Consider the following 16254-nt stretch of genomic DNA (forward strand, 5'->3'; position numbering starts at 1 on the left):
AAACAATAATACATCAAAAAAAATATGAGAAAACTTCTTCCACTACTTTTAGTTCTTTTAGCTGTAATAATTAAAGCCCAGCAATACCCATTGGTCGTTTATAATTTTAGTCCTGTTGCTGTTACTAAAATGAAAATTAAAGCCACAGACCCAACAACATGGACACAGGACTGTCATCCGATTGTTTCCGGAGAGACCGCAGGGCCCATGCTACCGGGCACCACTGTTACTTATGATCTTTTGAATACCAGTGCAACAAAAACTCCACCCATCAATCAATGGGATGCTATGTCCCACTATATAGGTATTCCTGATGCAATATATAACGTAAATGCCGGTGCAACCTTGCCAAGTGCTTTAACCTCTATTATTAACTGGCAGAGCATTATAATAGAATTTGCCAATGGTGAATCAATTGAATTAGGAAGAGGCTGCGTACAGCCGGGTACTCCTACGTACAATTCCGGGCCTACTCCATCAGGCAGAACCGCTTCTACCAATACTTTGGCTACGCCGGCTCAACAAGTTGTTACCATATTCTAAGAATTTTTTAATTCAAAATATAAAAAACCCTACAATTGCTTATTGTAGGGTTATTTGTTAGGGTTTTAAATCAAAAACCGGATGTTAATCTTTGCAACACAGCGATTGATAAAGTATCTGGAGATAACTCAATCTTGCTTACAAAAAAATATAGATATCACTGGGCAAGTCTGGTGATTGAAATTCCACCATAATTGATGGTATTGGCTGTGGTGGCATTACAGCTGAACCGGACTCTGATTTTGTCTCCTGCGTTCAGAAAGCCTGTCCAGTATAAAGTATTGCCATTGTCAACGATGGTACCTGCCAGATTGGAATAAGTATCCTTTATCATAGTAGTCCAGCTGGATCCGCCGTCGGTACTTTTTTCATAATAAGCCGCCGTATGCCAGGTTGGTGTTGCAGCTCCTGTACTTGTGTGGGTACTGGAATTTTGCATAACAATTATATATACTCCTTCTAAACCGGCAGGAACAGTAAATACATTATTGGTCCAGGCATTGTAAATATCCAGACTTTCATTGGTAAATTGCCCGATAGCGGCATTGGGTATAAACTGCCCTCCCACATCCTGTGTACCCGGTGCGTTTGCCAGTACAAGTACCCTGGAAGTTCCTGCATCGGACGGCAGGGTATTTACATATCCCAAAACACCATTATCATCTGCCACTACCGTTCGGGTAGCGGTAAAGGTCTGGTCCTGAACCGGCGATGCTCCACCTGAAGATGTTGTATAGATAGCATTGGCAGCACCGTCCAGAGGAAGATTTCTGAGTCTTGTGATTCCATTGTTGTCGAATTTTTCGGTTGGGTCCGGAGTATCCACTCCAATATTTCCTTCTCCTGTAATGCGCATTCTCTCGGTACCTAAAGCATTGCTTCCTGCACTTGTTGAAAATAATATTGGGGCAGGATTTGTGGTTATATGAGTACCTATCAGCATTTGTTCTGCTCCTGATCCCGTTGCTGTCAAATTGATCTGGCCACTTGGAAAAGACTGAATATCAAAACGGTTGTAAGTACTTCCTGAACCTGAACTGATAAATATATCCGCCTCATTGGTGCCTTTTGCTATATTGGCAATACGCCCGTTATTATCAAAATAAATATCTCTTTCCGCTGAAGTAAGCCTAAGCTGTTTTCCATTCAGATTTACCGTTCTGTTCTCGGTAAGGGAACCGTTCGCATTATAAATATTGATGGGATCAGACTTAGCCTTTTGCCATAAAGTTCCGTCAAAATAGTAATAGCCGGCGTTGGTAACATGTATTGTTTGTCCTGCCGGAGCTGTATCTGCCGTGGTTACATATACCAAAGCTCCCTGCTGGGCAGCGGCGTAGGTTTTTGATCTTAACTGCTCACCTGTAATTCTTGGCGCTATCACACCATCAAGAGATGAAGTATCTGCAGGTTTCCCTACAACGTCTAATGTAGCCTGAGGGGTTGCGGTATTGACACCTACCTGTGCCAAAGTAAATCCTGAAACAAATAAAGTTCCGAATAAGATAAAGTTTTTTTTCATTGGTTTATAATATGTATTGATATTAACGATGTTAATTTTGTGTTTTTATTTGTTGAAAGCTCCCTTTTATAATCAGTTTTGCACCTGTCGGTAGAATCCGCAAACATTAATTCTGCGAACGTATTTATCACCATACAGAACATTTTAATGACAGCAGAATTAAGTACTGCAAAACGATGTTCCTCATAATAAACAAATCATTTTGCAGCAATATTAAGAGGAACACACCTGCCCTACAAAAGTTATACTTGACGATTTCCGAATTATTCCAATATATTTCAGCTGGTTTTTGCTATTTTACAAATCATAACCTGTGATTATCAATAATTTAAATCAGGAACCATTTTAGACCTGCTTGAATGAACTCTCAACTTCCCAATCCCTGCAATTGAGGCTTAATTCTGAATTTATCTTATACCTTTGCATCTGAACACCTGATGTGTCAAAGAATAAACTAATAACCAAACTTTTATTCAATGAAAAAATCCCTTTACCTTTTTATTCTGCTTTTATTCTTTTTCTCCGCCAATGCTCAAAATGAACAATCCGGAACAGCACTGCCTACAGAAGCAATTGACAAAAAATTAGAAGAAATACGGTTTAATCCTAAGATTTCCGATACGGAAAAAGAAAAGGCTTTATTAAAATTAAAATCCGAATCTGAGAAAATAGGATATAAATGGGGGATATTAAAAAGCGGCCGCCGGATCATAGAGATTTACATGAAGCAAAATAAAAATAAAGACATCATTGAACTTTCCACTGAGCTAAAGAAAATTGATGCAGGCCCTCAGGCGGTAAGAACTATGGCCAATATCTACCGCTCCAGTGGCTTGGCTCTTGCGTTTTTAGGATTTCATGACGCCAGCTTAAAAGATTTCAAAACAGCGGTAAATTATGCCGAGAAAATTGAGGACCCTGAAACCAGGAATTATACTGTAGCTGTAGTTTATCAGAACATTTGTTTATATTTTTTCAACAAAAGACTCGAAAATAGAACCTTCATAGATTCTTTAAAAAATTACCATCACAAAAGTATTGAAACGGCTAAACTCATCAAAAACTATGACGAAGAGATTACCGCTGAGAAAAAATACGATGTCATTTCCTTCAATTACGTCCGGTTAGCAATTTCCTATCTGGAAGAGGCTGATCAGTCGGGAAATTTAGCAATTGCTGAAAAATACCTGATGGAAGCCCTGAATATTGTCACTAATAACCAGAATCTGAAAGAAGGAGATAATGCAATATTACTCAATCAGTTGAGCTGGCTTTATATAGAAAAAAAAGATTATAAAAAGGCGATGGAATATGCGTACCAGGCTTTGAGTATCGAAAAAAAATTCCCGGCTCCGGAAAATAAAGTTGAATCTTTTGAGTTCCTCGCGAGTGCCTATTCTGAGCTAGGTGATACCAGGAATTCAAAGTTATATATGGACAAATATTCTCATCTTAAAGACAGTCTCAGAATTGCTGAAAAAAATAATGCCGACCACTCGTTTAATATCCTGCTTTCGGATTCGAAAAAAACGGAAGAGAAAAAATTTTCATTTAAAATGATTATTTTACTGGTAATTTCAATTATACTGGTCCTTACTGTAATTGTTTACTGGAAAAGAAAAAATAAGCGTCTTCACAGGAAATATGAAGAGATTATTGCTAAAATAAATAGCAGGAGAGAAAATTCAGCTATGAGTTCAGTCAAAATTCTAACAGATAGTGAAGTTAAAACTTCTCTTAATATCCCGGATGAAACGGTAAAATCATTGCTTCAGAAATTAGATAAATTTGAAGCATCAGAAAAATACCTGAAAAAAGAAGTTAACCTTACCTGGCTTGCCAATCATCTTAATACCAATCCCAAATATCTTTCTGAAATTATTAAAATCTACAGAGAAAAAAACTTTTCCAATTACATCAACGGCCTAAGGATTAATTTCATTGTTGATAAACTCTATAATGAACCCAAATACAGAGAATATAAAATCAGTTATCTGGCTGAAGAAAGCGGATTTGTCACCTATAAAGTTTTTGTAGCTGCCTTTAAAAATGAGCATGGTGTAACACCTTCCTATTTCATTGAAAAACTTAAAGCATCGGGTCTCTGAAAAAATCTGTGAAATTTGTGAAGACACAGAAATCCTGATGATTGCAAAGGACAATATTCCAAAGATGTAAAATGTTCCTGCCTGAATGAACTTACCGGCAGATAAAAGAAACATTAAGCAGAATCCGTAAACAGAAATAATTTTTCAAAAAAACAAGAGCAGCAGAAATAAAAACAGCCGATACTTCTATCGGCTGTCCATGATCATCACTGATCATTATATATCGGAGGAACATTGCTTATTTAAAATCAGAAAGCCATAAACCAACTGCTCACTGCCTGGAAGTAATAGTCAGGAGGCTGATGACCCAAAAGACCGCCGCCGCCGGAATACTGCCCGCCCTGATACAGGGTCAGCTTAACCGGTGAGGTTCCTGAATAAGTTTTTGTGACATCTCCCTGCCCTCCAATTTGGGTGGTAGTATACTGATCCGGGTCTGCTCCGTTTTTAAGGATCCAGAAATCTGCCTGCTGTATTCCAAAATCACCATTCACACTGCTGTTTCCAAAATGGTCATCATTGAGGCCAAAAAAGATCCACACAGCGGTATTGCCGGTATAGCCGGGTTCATTTACGTAGCTTCCGCTGCTGTTTCTGAACCAGAAAGGCTCATTGGATGCTATCGGGGCCACGGCTTTGAATATGCCTTTCAGAAAATAGGCAGTAACGTTGGTCATATCGCCACCCCATGAGTGGCCTGTGGCAAAAATACGATCACCGTCAATGGAGTAAGTGTTTTTAATAAGCGTAAGCAGCTCCTGGGTAAACTGGATATCATGCCATCCGTCATAAGGATCCGCATAATTTCCCAGTGCCCAGCCTTTTACATTGCCCCAGTTATACTTCTGGTCCGGGTACACAAAAATGGTATTGTCCATGAGCTTCTCCAGACCAGGTGTATTGGAATTCCAGCCCTGGCCCAGCCAGGTGTACATTTCCTGTCCTGTAGTATCTGTCCCCGCAAATACAAATACAAGACGGTATTTCTTCGTACTTGAATAATCGGAAGGGACGGAAATATAATAGCTTCTTTCTCCTCCGGCTTCGGGTGAAAAAGTATGCACTTTCTGGCCGCTGCCGGGAGCGTTTCTGGAAGCAGCACCGGACTGTAACGATGGCTGATCCTTAGCTGTAGCCGATTCACTGCTTTCGCAGGAATAACAAAACAGGGAACCCATTAAGAAAACAATTCTTAAAAGATAATTTGCTAAAATGGTTGTTTTCATATATTAAAAAATTTGGTGTTAAGTTTGAGATCAGCTGAACCGCTCAGGATTAAAAATCCCTATATCAACAGCAGGCTTCTGCCCTTCTGCTATTTCAGAAACCGTTTTTCCGAATACAGGTCCCAGGCTCAGCCCCATCATTCCGCCGCCCCCTGCAATAAGCAGGTTATGGAGCTTCCGGGATTGTCCGAGGTAAGGAAGCCCATCCGGAGCACATGGCCTGTAGCCGAACCAAACCTCAGATTCTTCGGGGAGTTCTACCTGAAAATCGGGCATATACTTCGGGATGGATTTTACAATTCCCTCTACCCTGTTCATATTGATCTTATTGCGATGAGGGGCAAGTTCCATGGTTCCGCCAAAACGGATCATCCCATTCATTGGAGTCACTGCCACTCTTGCTTCCAGAAGCAGTGCTGCGTGCTCCAGTCTTTTTCCAGGATCTTCCGGCCGGTGGGTGAATGAATAGCCTTTCCCCGGCATCAACTGTATCTTTATCCCTGCTTTATGGGCCAGCTCCGGAAGAAAAGAACCTCCCGTCATCACAAACTGATCTGCCGTAAATTTTTTATGGTTGGCTAAAACTGCTTTCACCGTATTCCCCGAGGTTTCAAATCCTGTTACTTTATGGTTGGTATGAAAAATAATTCCTTTGTTTTTAAGATAAGCAATCATCTGTCTCATCAGTTTTACCGGATTCATATGGCCGTCGCATGTATAATTGATCCCACCAAGGACGTCCAGCTTAATTCCAGGTTCCAGTTTCTGTATTCCCTGCTGATCCAGAATATCTACATGAAGTCCCAGGCTTATGGCTTTGTGGGCCAGCTCTATCTCTTCTTCAGCTGTTTTTTCTGTTTTATAGAGCATAAGGATTCCGTTCCGCGTAAGCTCGAAATCAAATTCCTCATTTTCTGCAAGTTCATTATACAGCTGGCTGCTCGCCAGATTAAGGTCTCTGATGGCGGCGGCCGACCGGTCCACATGTCTTTGATTGGAATGCTTTAAAAATTTCAACCCCCAGGATATCATGCTTGCAGTGGGCACAGGTTTTACATAAAACGGGCTTTTGCTGTCAAACATCCACCGGATTCCCTGAGCTACAACGCCGGGTGCCGCCAATGGGGTAAAATGACTGGGAACAATCATCCCTGCATTTCCGTAGGAACAATTATTGGTCAGGTCATTCTGTTCCAGTATTTCTACTTCCCAGCCGTTCCGGTGGAGATAAAATGCCGAGCTTAATCCTGCTATTCCCGCCCCTATAACGATTATTTTTCCTTTGTTCTGTATCATCTTTCTGTTTACATCACCTGAAAACCCAACCAGTAAGGGTCTTCATCGTCGATAATAATATGATTATAACCTGTGATCCTAGCCCAGCCTTCAACAGAAGGAATAATGGCTGCTCTTCCATCCACGGTGGCTGTTTTTTCGATCCGCCCTGTAAAAAGGGACCCGATATAGCTTTCATGGATAAATTCTTCTCCTTCTTTCAGTTTTCCTTTGGCATACCATTGGGCCATTCTTGCGGAAGTTCCCGTGCCGCATGGGGACCGGTCTAGCGCGTTTTCCCCCACCAGAACGGCATTTCGCCCGCTGACCGTGGGATCTGTAGGTTTACCCGTCCATTGGATATGACTTAATCCTGCTATATTTTCATCTTCCGGATGAATAAAGCTATACTGATCATTGAGCAGTTTTCTGATGATCTTTCCGTAGTGAATCAACTGGCTGGCACTAAAATCTGTTATATCACTGAAATTATCCTGAGGATCGATGATTCCGTAAAAATTACCTCCATAGGCAACATCTACTTTTATAGGGCCTAAATCAGGACAATCTACCACAAGGTCTTCAGCATAAAGAAAAGACTTTACGTTGGTCAGCTTTACAGACTTCACCTTCCGGCCTTCCTGAATATAATCTATCAGCACCAGGCCAGCCGGTGTTTCAAGACGTAATTTTCCGGGAATTTTGGGAGAAACCAAACCTTCTTCTATCGCAATGGTTACCGTTCCTATGGTTCCGTGGCCGCACATGGGCAGACACCCGCTGGTTTCGATATATAAAACGCCAATGTCATTCGCTTCATCAGTGGGAGGATAGAGAATACTGCCACTCATCATATCATGTCCTCTGGGCTCGAACATCAGGCTTTTACGGATCCAGTCGTATTCTTTGATGAAATGAAGCCTGCGCTCCATCATGGAATTTCCTTTCAATATCGGTGCGCCACCTGCTACCAGACGTACCGGGCAACCACAGGTATGTGAATCTATACAAAAAAATGTTTTACTCACTTTGTTACAATTTTATGGGTCCTGAAATAAGTTCACCGTTTACAATCCGTGAAATCTGTAAAGGATTGCTGTTCTTCAACTCGTCCGGTAAAAATTCGTCCGGCCAGTTCTGAAAAGAAAACGGACGAACAAATCTTTTAACAGCATCCGGGCCTACAGATGTAAAACGAACATCAGTTGTAGAGGGAAACGGCCCGCCATGCTGCATGGCATGCACAACCTCAACACCGGTTGGCATCCCGTTGAATAAAAACCTTCCGCATTTATCCTTCAGCTGACTGATCAAATCCATATTTTCATGTATATCTTCATGCAAAGCCGCAACAGTAACCGTCAGCTGTCCTTTTAAATTTTTTGCAATCTGCATCATTTCTTCGGCGGTTTCACACTGCACAATCATTCCAAAAGGCCCGAAAACTTCTTCGCTCAAAATACTGTTCTCTATAAAATTTCTACCTGTAGTTTCAGCAACCATCGCCCTTCCCTGCCATTCGGCAGCTTCCGTATCCGCTTCTGCAATACGATATACTCCAGGATAGCTCACAGTCAGCTCTTTACGCTTTTCGAAGTTTTCAAAAATCCCATAGTGCAGCATACTGATAGGTTTTACCGAATGAATTTCATTTTTCAGAGTGGTGATAAACCTGTTCAGACTTTCGCTCTTCAAGGCAACGAATACACCGGGGTTTGTACAGAACTGCCCCACGCCCAATGTTAAGGATACAGCATATTCTTTGGCCAATGCTTCAGCTCTGCTCTCCAATGCGTGCTGAAAAGCAAATACAGGATTAATGCTCCCCATTTCTGCAAATACAGGAATCGGTTCTTCTCTTTGGTTAGCCTGGTCAAATAATGCTTTCCCTCCCTGAAAGGAGCCTGTAAAAGCAACCCCTTTTATATCTTTATGGGTAACCAGATAAGTTCCTGTTTGGTGGGATGTCCCCGTGATATGGCTAAAAACTCCTTCCGGCCATCCGGATTCTTCTACCACAGCGGCAATAGTATCGGCCATTATCTTTGACGTTTTGGGATGGGCAGGATGGGCTTTTACAATGACCGGACATCCTGCCCCGATAGCACTGGCCGTATCACCACCAGCGGTAGAAAATGCCAGCGGAAAATTACCTGCTCCAAAAACAACAACAGGTCCGATTCCCGTATTATACTTCCTCAGATCACTTTTTAAGGTGCCCGGTTGGGCAAGATCAATCCGGGCTTCGGTATAGATTCCTGTGGAAACGGCTTTGGCATAACTTCTCCATTGTCCCACCGTTCTGATCTTTTCACCACTCAGCCGGGCCAGGGGTAAAGATGTTTCTTCATGTGCCACGGCAAGCAGCTCTTCTCCTAAAGCTTCAATCTTATCGGCTACGGCATTCATAAAGACAGCCCGTTCTTTCACCGTTATTTTCTTCAGGAACTGAAAAGCTTCTGCCGCCTTTTGAATCTGAAGGTCAATAGCTTCTTTTGATGTTTCTTCAATCATAGTCTTGATTTAGAAGTTAGTCTAATATCGGTCTGCTGGCCCTTCCCTCTTCAATGATCTTTTGGATCCTTATGGCTTCTTCGCCCTGAAGTTCCAATCTTGGAGCTCTTACATAGACATTGCTGATTCCTTCAGCAGTGGCTGCAAGCTTGATATACTGGATCAGCTTTGGATGGATATCCAGCTCAAGTAAAGGCATAAACCACCTGTAGATGGCTACAGCCTCAGGATAATTTCCTGCCTTAATATAATTGTACATCGCCATGGTTTCATTCGGGAAGGCATCTACGAGTCCCGCCACAAGTCCGTCTGCTCCCAACATCAGGGACTCCAGACAGATGGTATCTACACCGCCAAGAATTTTGATTCTTTTTCCAAAGCGGTTAATCATTCTGGTAATATTGGCCAGGTCTCTTGTAGATTCTTTGACTGCCTGAACGGTTGGATAATGAATCAACTCCTCAAACATCTCAAGGGTTACATAGGTTCCGTAGTCTACAGGATTATTATAAATAAGAATGGGAAGCTCAGTTGCTGTGGCCACAGCTTTGAAATATTCGATTACTTCACGGTCATCCGCTTTATAACGCATGGGCGGGAGCAGCATTAAACCGTCGGCGCCCAGCTCTGCAGCTTTTTTTGCAAAGCTGACCGCGTTTCCGGTGGTATTTTCGGAAAGGTTCAGGATAACGGGAATTCTTCCGGCTGTTATTTTTTTGGCATATTTTAAAAGCTCAAATTTTTCCTCCGTCTCTAACGTACTGGCCTCGCCCAATGTTCCTGCCAGAATTATCCCATGAACACCGGCTTTAATCTGTGCTTCTGTATTTTTAGCAAACATTTCAAAATCGATCTCACCCTCCCTGTTAAAAGGAGTCAGCACAGCAGGATATATTCCTTCCCAGCTAAGTTTTGTACTCATATTCAATTAATATTTCTACAAAACTAGTAGAATAAAGACCCGGGAAATGCTAATATTTTAATGAATCCTAACCATATTTTAACACCTTACTGTTTTTACCCCGCAACGGTATCTTTATAGCACTTCAGATACTCTTTCGGTGAAAATTTCATAATCATTCTAAAAACACGGTTAAAGTTGGTTAAACTGTTAAAACCGCTATTAAAAGCAATGGAAGAAATACTGCTGATGCTGGAAGAGGTGAGCAGCTTACAGGCCCGGTGAACCCGCAGATCATTAAGGTATTGGGTGTAGGTAACGCCTGTTCTTTTCTTGAAGGAACGGCAGAAAGCCTGGGGCGTAAGACAAGCCTGCCTGGCTACCTCAGCAAGCGTTAAAGTATGTTCTGTAAAATGTTTTTTTATATAATCCTGTGCATCCATAATCCGCTGATCATTATCTGAAATAGAGGCGGGTAAATTTTTCCCTGCTGATAAAGGAATATGCAAATGTCTGCTCTGCATCAGATCAGCTAATATCTTAATGAAATTCAGCATCTGGCTGATCCCTTTTGAGCGCTGCAGCTCTCTGATACTCATACCCAGGTCTTCTTTTACCTCAGTGGCTACATGAAATCCTATCCCCGAATCCGCGATAAAATTTTTAAGCTCTTCAAATTCCGGCAGATCAAATATGGCTGAAATCTTTTTTTCCGGCTCAAAGAAAATAGAGACGGCATGCACCATATGCTTTTCATTTTTATTAAAATCTGCTTTAAAGACGTGTGCCTGGTTGGCTCCCAGATAAAAGATATCACCTGACTGAAAATCCAGGATATTCTGCTCTACTACCAAAGTGCCATGGCCTTTTACGATCCACATAATCTGAGTTTCATTATGCCGGTGAAAATAAGGATAGAAATTATTCATCACATCCTCCTGGACACGAATACTCGTATTGATATTGGCCGGAACTGAAAACTGAAGGCTTTTCATATTTTACAATAAAATGATGATAAAAATATTGAAAACTGTCTTCGAAATTACTTAAAATACCAATACCAAGATCATTTTATAAAAAACTGCCCTCTTTTTTGGGGTTTTTGCTTAAAACTGAGATCATGAATCTTACTGGAATATTGTCAGTCTGTTGTTTCCGTAAGTTAAAATAGACTGGACATTATGCAGAAGCTTTAGCCTTCTTGATTTCGGCATCAATCATTTCTGTTTCTGAAATTGATTTTGCCGGTAGTGTTGTATTTTGGGCAAATATCAGATGAAAGGAAAAAAGAATAAAAAATAAGTAGTTTTTTTTCATGAGAAAAAGAGGAATTAGTTTTTATAGCAAAGATTTAAGCAGCAAGGCAATGAAATGGGGGGCAACTCTGCATTTCCCAAAGGAAGATTAGGTTATCATAAATTGATCAATAAATTTTTATTTCCAATAAATTCTTAATTACCAATTGTTGGTTTCAATATTCAAGAATCCTTTATAAGGTCCATTATTTCCTATTAAAAATCATTTTAATAATTATCATCAGCACAAATTTAATGAAATATGTGTCCCAAAAATTCAAATACCTATCTGGGATTTTTAAAATTTCAACAAATTCCTTAAAATATTCCAACCAATTGATTATCAATATATCAAATTTGTAAAACAGTTCAAACAGCATATGAAACTTTCCGAATTTTTCCTGTATCAGGCTTGTGCAGGCATTATGGTATTGATAATATTGCACCGAAATGATAACCGATTCTGAACATAACATGATGAACCAAGTCTTCTCCCTGCATTCATTTGGAAGGAGAAGATTTTCCCTTCTACTCCTGTTGTCAGCCAATTTTCAGATCATACAGACTGTATGCAGACACAAATAATAATGTCCTAAACTTTAAACAACCCTTTGAATGAATAAAAAATATCAGGTTTTATCCGGATATACAATTTAATCCCTTAACAAAATGAAAAAAAACACTACTTTATTAGCGATGTTCCTTCTCAGCATGACTGCTTACGGTCAAGTAGGCATCAATACACCAAACCCGCATTCCAGCGCCTCTCTTGAGCTGGCTTCAACAGACAAGGCACTCTACCTGAACAGAGTGGCTAATCCTACAATCATCACCGATCCGCAATCCGGGATGCTTATTTATGACCTGACCGATAAATGCGTAAAAGCATACCAGGGTAATCCTGCAGGATGGTCAGGCTGTATAATAGGAAACGGAGGACCTACCGGAACGGTCACAACGATCAATTGTGCCGGTGCTTATTTTACTCCAAGTTTTGCCACTGCAGGCCAGGCCTATACCGGAACATTAACCGTTCCTTACACCGGAGGTAACGGTGGAATATATCCTGCACAAACCACAACAGTAAACGGGCTTACATTTACCCTTCCTTTAGGTGTTTTTGCCAACGGAAACGGCACTGTGGCATATCATGTTACCGGTACTCCGGTTACAGCCGGAATCACTTCAGTAAATATAAGTATCGGAGGACAAAGTTGTTCCGGAGCCAATGCTGTTTCAATTAATGTAAATCCGGCAACAGAAAATCCGGGCGGTGTATTGCCGGGAAGCGTTACATTAGCACAAAACAGCCGCTATTGGATCGCTTCCGCATATGATGATGATTATCTGCCTTACACTGCTCCTACAGGACCTGCCACTACAGCCACAATCAACGCTGATGGCAATGCAGACCCCCTGATTGATATACAGGGAAGCCTTACTACTGCAGGCATTACAGTCTATATCCCGGCTACTGTCACTGGAAGTGGCGGAACGGTTTCCGCATGGAGCAATACGATCACCATCCCGGCAAACTTTACACAGGACGGTGCATCCAGACAGGTCCAGTTATCCTGGGCTGCACAAACCCTTACCTCTTCCAACACGGTTCTTACTGCTACCCTTAAAGCCATTGGCGGAACTTTGAATGCCAAGAAATTAGATATCAATGCAGGAATAGGGAATGATTATCTGGGACTATTATTAGGAACTTTCCAATACCCATACAACCAGACCGGTGCACTCACTACTTATCAGTTGCGTGACATACCTGGAATCCCGGACAGAATGTTTGGCCAGATAGACAATGCCGGCAAATATGAACACAACTTCCTATATCTGCCAATACAGGCTGAGGACGGCAAAATATGGTTGAACAATAATCTCGGGGCCAATTATGCCAATCTCGACCATCCGGCTTTCAACCTTACCCAGCAGGCCACATCCACTACAGATGTAAATGCTATGGGCTCCCTCCTGCAGTGGGGCAGAAAAGCCGACGGACATGAACTGATGGAAAGAAATGTTAGTGGTTCAAATTACGGAACTTTTAAATATGGAGTTGTATATGGGCAGGTAGCAACGTGGAGCCCCACTTACCCTTACAGAATATTTTCAACACCCAATAACGTTCCCAGTGAATGGACATCGCTTACCGTACCCCCAAAAGGAGACAGATGGCTGGCTTCTTCCCCTAACAACCCATGCCCACAAGGCTACAAGGTACCCGTAAAGACCGAATGGCAGGCGGTAATCACTGCATCCGGCAGCGGAGGTATATATTCCGCAACCAAAAAATTAAAATTAACATATGCCGGCGAGGGTACTGATGCTGCAGTAATATTTAACCCTACTGTTCCCGTTTATTCTGTATCAGATGGCTACAATGCTGTATACAATGGCACAAATACTTTAATGAACAGTACTGTATACCCAGCTAATACAGGTAACGCTGAAATAGATAAAGCTAAATCCGTACGCTGCATCCAGGAGTAACGAACATTATTCACTATAAGAGCACCAAACCTTACCAGGAAAACACTATAGTTGTCAACAGCCCTTTCCTGGAAAATGGAAAGTCAGCAACAGTAAGGTTTGGTGTAATCTGAAACCAATAAAAACAATCAATGAAATCTATTACTATATTAAAAAGAATAACGACCGGCGCTGCACTCATCATCGGAGTTATTTCCTACAGCCAGGTCGGCATAGGCACGCCAACCCCACACGCCAGCTCTGACGTTGATCTGGGCGCCGTGGATAAAGCTCTTTATCTGAACAGGGTAACCAATACTGCTTCTATCAGCGACCCACAGCCCGGCATGATGGTTTATGATGTATCTGAACAATGTGTAAAAGCATACCAGGATAATCCGCCAAAGTGGTCCGGTTGTATGAACTCGGTCTCCGGCAGTGTTTCGGGATTTACGTGTTCCTCGGCATCATTCGCTCCCGCAGCGGCTACTCAGGGAGCAGCATATACGGGTACACTTACTATACCTTATATTGGGGGCAATGGAGGGACATATGCTGCCCAAAGTTTTACCCAGAACGGCCTTACGTTTACTCTTACAGCCGGAAACTTCAGTATAGGAACCGGAAACCTGGTATATCACATCAATGGTGCGCCAGTTGCTTCCGGAACGACCTCTGTGAACATAATGGCAGGAGGGCAAAACTGTAATGGATTAACCTTGATCATAAATCCGTAAAATAATAAAGAATACCAGTCAGACCTCAGCCTGAAGGTAAAACAAACGTGGAATTACAACTTATGAAATCAAACTTTAGAAATATTCATATTGGAAAATATATACATCAGCGGGTTAAGGAAAACAATATTGACCTCCCCCGCATCTGCAACTTCTTGAAATGTACGGAAACTGAAATCAACGAAATGTACATGCAGGAAAACCTGTCTACCCATATTTTATTAAGATGGAGCAAGCTGCTTGAATATGATTTCTTCAGACTATATTCCCAACACCTGATTCTTTATGCACCGCCTTCTGCTTCTTTCCGGGAATCCGGTTCTTCAAAGCTTCCCCATTTCAGAAAGAACATCTATACCCGGGAAATAATAGATTTCATTTTGGAACTGATAGATAAGCAGGAAAAGACTAAACGCCAGATTACGGATGAGTATGGAATCCCTTATACCACTTTATGCAAATGGGTTGCAAAACATAATCAATAACAGCATAGGATCAGAAATGAAAAGCTAAAAATATTTATCAATGGAAAAAGCCTATCTGGAATTTTAAAATCATGCTATGAAAAAACAAAGTCAACCTGATTATAAAAAAATCTATTCAGACATTATTGAGCGGAAATTCCCTCATAAACAAAAAGAATGTGAAAAACTATTAGGAAAAAAAACACTTTCTGCCCTGGATATTGTGGAGCTGAATAACAGAATCTTTGGTACCAAAGACCAGGATTTCAAAAAGATGAATCAGAAACTCCGTTCCTACAATGAATCGGATATTCTACGCATCCTTAATTACCAGAGAAATTACAGAATGACTAATCTTCAGGTAGCTGAACACTTTGGAATAAGCAAAAATACGATGACCAAATGGCGGAGAATGTTTCAGTAAAATACAAATCGTTTATTTTAGTTGAAACACATTAAAAAGGATATTAAAATAATACATTTAGCGTATTGATTTAAAACCACATTCTTCCAAAACATTCCCATATCTTCAGTAAAGGTGATTGAACAGCATATAAAGTCCGCAAAAGAAAGCTAATTTTACGATTGGCTTTTCTTGTTACAATATCAAAAATGTATAAGCCCGCCCAAAACAAAATAACTGAACTATGAGAATTGCAATATCCGGAGCCCATAACGTTGGTAAAACCACATTGGCAGAAGAACTTCTGGAGCATCTTCCCGGGTATACCCTCGAAGCAGAACCCTATCATCAACTGGAATCTTCCGGGTATGATTTTTCAGAAGATCCTGATGCTGAGGATTTCGTGAAACAGTTTAATTACTCCGCCCAGCTGATTTCCGAAAGCGGAGACGACGTGATATTGGACCGATGTGTGGTTGACCTCTTAGCCTATCTTCATGTTCTGGATCCCCGCAGAAACATTCAACATCTTTTTGAAAAAGCTCAAACCATCATGGCTGAAATTGATCTTTTGGTGTTTATTCCTGTTGAAGAGCCGGATCTGATCCCTGCCGATCAGATTGAACTGCCAGAACTCAGAGCTCAGGTCAACAATGTACTTCATGACTGGAGTGAAGATTTTGGAGTGGAGGTTATTAAAGTAAGCGGTTCATTATCGAATCGCAGAGATCAGGTTCTTGCAGTGATTTCATCGTAGAATCTGAAATTTTATCTCCTGCTTTAAAAACAAA

The 16254-nt window shown here is 41.2% G+C and carries 14 protein-coding genes; 7 read left to right on the forward strand and 7 right to left on the reverse strand.

Going from position 1 to position 16254, the window contains the following annotated elements; all coding sequences use genetic code 11:
• Positions 1-24: 24 nt before the first annotated feature.
• Complete coding sequence (locus B7E04_RS17095) at positions 25-543, forward strand: hypothetical protein (protein ID WP_139785427.1); 519 nt, start codon at positions 25-27, stop codon at positions 541-543.
• A gap of 157 nt (positions 544-700) precedes the next feature.
• On the opposite strand, the gene B7E04_RS17100 is transcribed toward B7E04_RS17095, so the two are convergent.
• Positions 701-2065, reverse strand: a complete 1365-nt coding sequence (locus tag B7E04_RS17100) for a hypothetical protein (protein WP_080779698.1) — start codon at positions 2063-2065, stop codon at positions 701-703.
• 476 nt (positions 2066-2541) lie between these two features.
• Here B7E04_RS17100 and B7E04_RS17105 point away from each other — a divergent pair, with 476 nt between their 5' ends.
• Positions 2542-4173, forward strand: a complete 1632-nt coding sequence (locus tag B7E04_RS17105) for a helix-turn-helix domain-containing protein (protein WP_080779699.1) — start codon at positions 2542-2544, stop codon at positions 4171-4173.
• 248 nt (positions 4174-4421) lie between these two features.
• Here the strand turns inward: B7E04_RS17105 and B7E04_RS17110 are convergent, their stop codons facing one another.
• From B7E04_RS17110 to B7E04_RS17135, 6 genes are all read right to left on the reverse strand, one after another.
• On the reverse strand, positions 4422-5399 hold the full coding sequence (locus B7E04_RS17110; protein ID WP_080779700.1) for a CE1 family esterase: 978 nt from the start codon (positions 5397-5399) through the stop codon (positions 4422-4424).
• A gap of 30 nt (positions 5400-5429) precedes the next feature.
• Positions 5430-6695, reverse strand: coding sequence for an NAD(P)/FAD-dependent oxidoreductase (locus B7E04_RS17115; RefSeq protein ID WP_080779701.1), 1266 nt, complete (start codon positions 6693-6695; stop codon positions 5430-5432).
• Between the two features lie 8 nt (positions 6696-6703).
• Positions 6704-7702 carry a 4-hydroxyproline epimerase gene (locus tag B7E04_RS17120; RefSeq protein ID WP_080779702.1) on the reverse strand — a complete coding sequence of 333 codons (999 nt, stop codon included), beginning with the start codon at positions 7700-7702 and terminating at the stop codon, positions 6704-6706.
• A 4-nt stretch (positions 7703-7706) separates the two neighbouring features.
• Positions 7707-9188, reverse strand: coding sequence for an aldehyde dehydrogenase (NADP(+)) (locus B7E04_RS17125; protein WP_080779703.1), 1482 nt, complete (start codon positions 9186-9188; stop codon positions 7707-7709).
• Positions 9189-9204: 16 nt separating this feature from the next.
• Positions 9205-10110 (reverse strand): dihydrodipicolinate synthase family protein, encoded by a 906-nt coding sequence (locus B7E04_RS17130; protein WP_080779704.1) that lies wholly within the window; start codon positions 10108-10110, stop codon positions 9205-9207.
• Between the two features lie 95 nt (positions 10111-10205).
• Positions 10206-11084 carry an AraC family transcriptional regulator gene (locus tag B7E04_RS17135; protein WP_080779705.1) on the reverse strand — a complete coding sequence of 293 codons (879 nt, stop codon included), beginning with the start codon at positions 11082-11084 and terminating at the stop codon, positions 10206-10208.
• A 969-nt stretch (positions 11085-12053) separates the two neighbouring features.
• Here B7E04_RS17135 and B7E04_RS17145 point away from each other — a divergent pair.
• The 5 genes from B7E04_RS17145 (at position 12054) to B7E04_RS17165 (ending at position 16220) form a co-directional block, all read left to right on the forward strand.
• Entirely contained in the window at positions 12054-13880 is a 1827-nt protein-coding gene (locus tag B7E04_RS17145) for a fibrobacter succinogenes major paralogous domain-containing protein (protein ID WP_080779707.1), read from the forward strand.
• Between the two features lie 131 nt (positions 13881-14011).
• Positions 14012-14596 carry a hypothetical protein gene (locus B7E04_RS17150; RefSeq protein ID WP_080779708.1) on the forward strand — a complete coding sequence of 195 codons (585 nt, stop codon included), beginning with the start codon at positions 14012-14014 and terminating at the stop codon, positions 14594-14596.
• 62 nt (positions 14597-14658) lie between these two features.
• Positions 14659-15081 (forward strand): transposase, encoded by a 423-nt coding sequence (locus tag B7E04_RS17155; protein ID WP_080779709.1) that lies wholly within the window; start codon positions 14659-14661, stop codon positions 15079-15081.
• Positions 15082-15157: 76 nt separating this feature from the next.
• Positions 15158-15484, forward strand: coding sequence for a transposase (locus tag B7E04_RS17160; RefSeq protein ID WP_080779710.1), 327 nt, complete (start codon positions 15158-15160; stop codon positions 15482-15484).
• A gap of 223 nt (positions 15485-15707) precedes the next feature.
• The gene (locus tag B7E04_RS17165) at positions 15708-16220 is read left to right on the forward strand and encodes an AAA family ATPase (RefSeq protein WP_080779711.1); all 513 of its coding nucleotides are present in this window, start codon (positions 15708-15710) and stop codon (positions 16218-16220) included.
• The last annotated feature ends 34 nt before the right edge of the window (positions 16221-16254 follow it).

The organism is Chryseobacterium phocaeense, assembly GCF_900169075.1.
Lineage (GTDB): Bacteria > Bacteroidota > Bacteroidia > Flavobacteriales > Weeksellaceae > Chryseobacterium > Chryseobacterium phocaeense.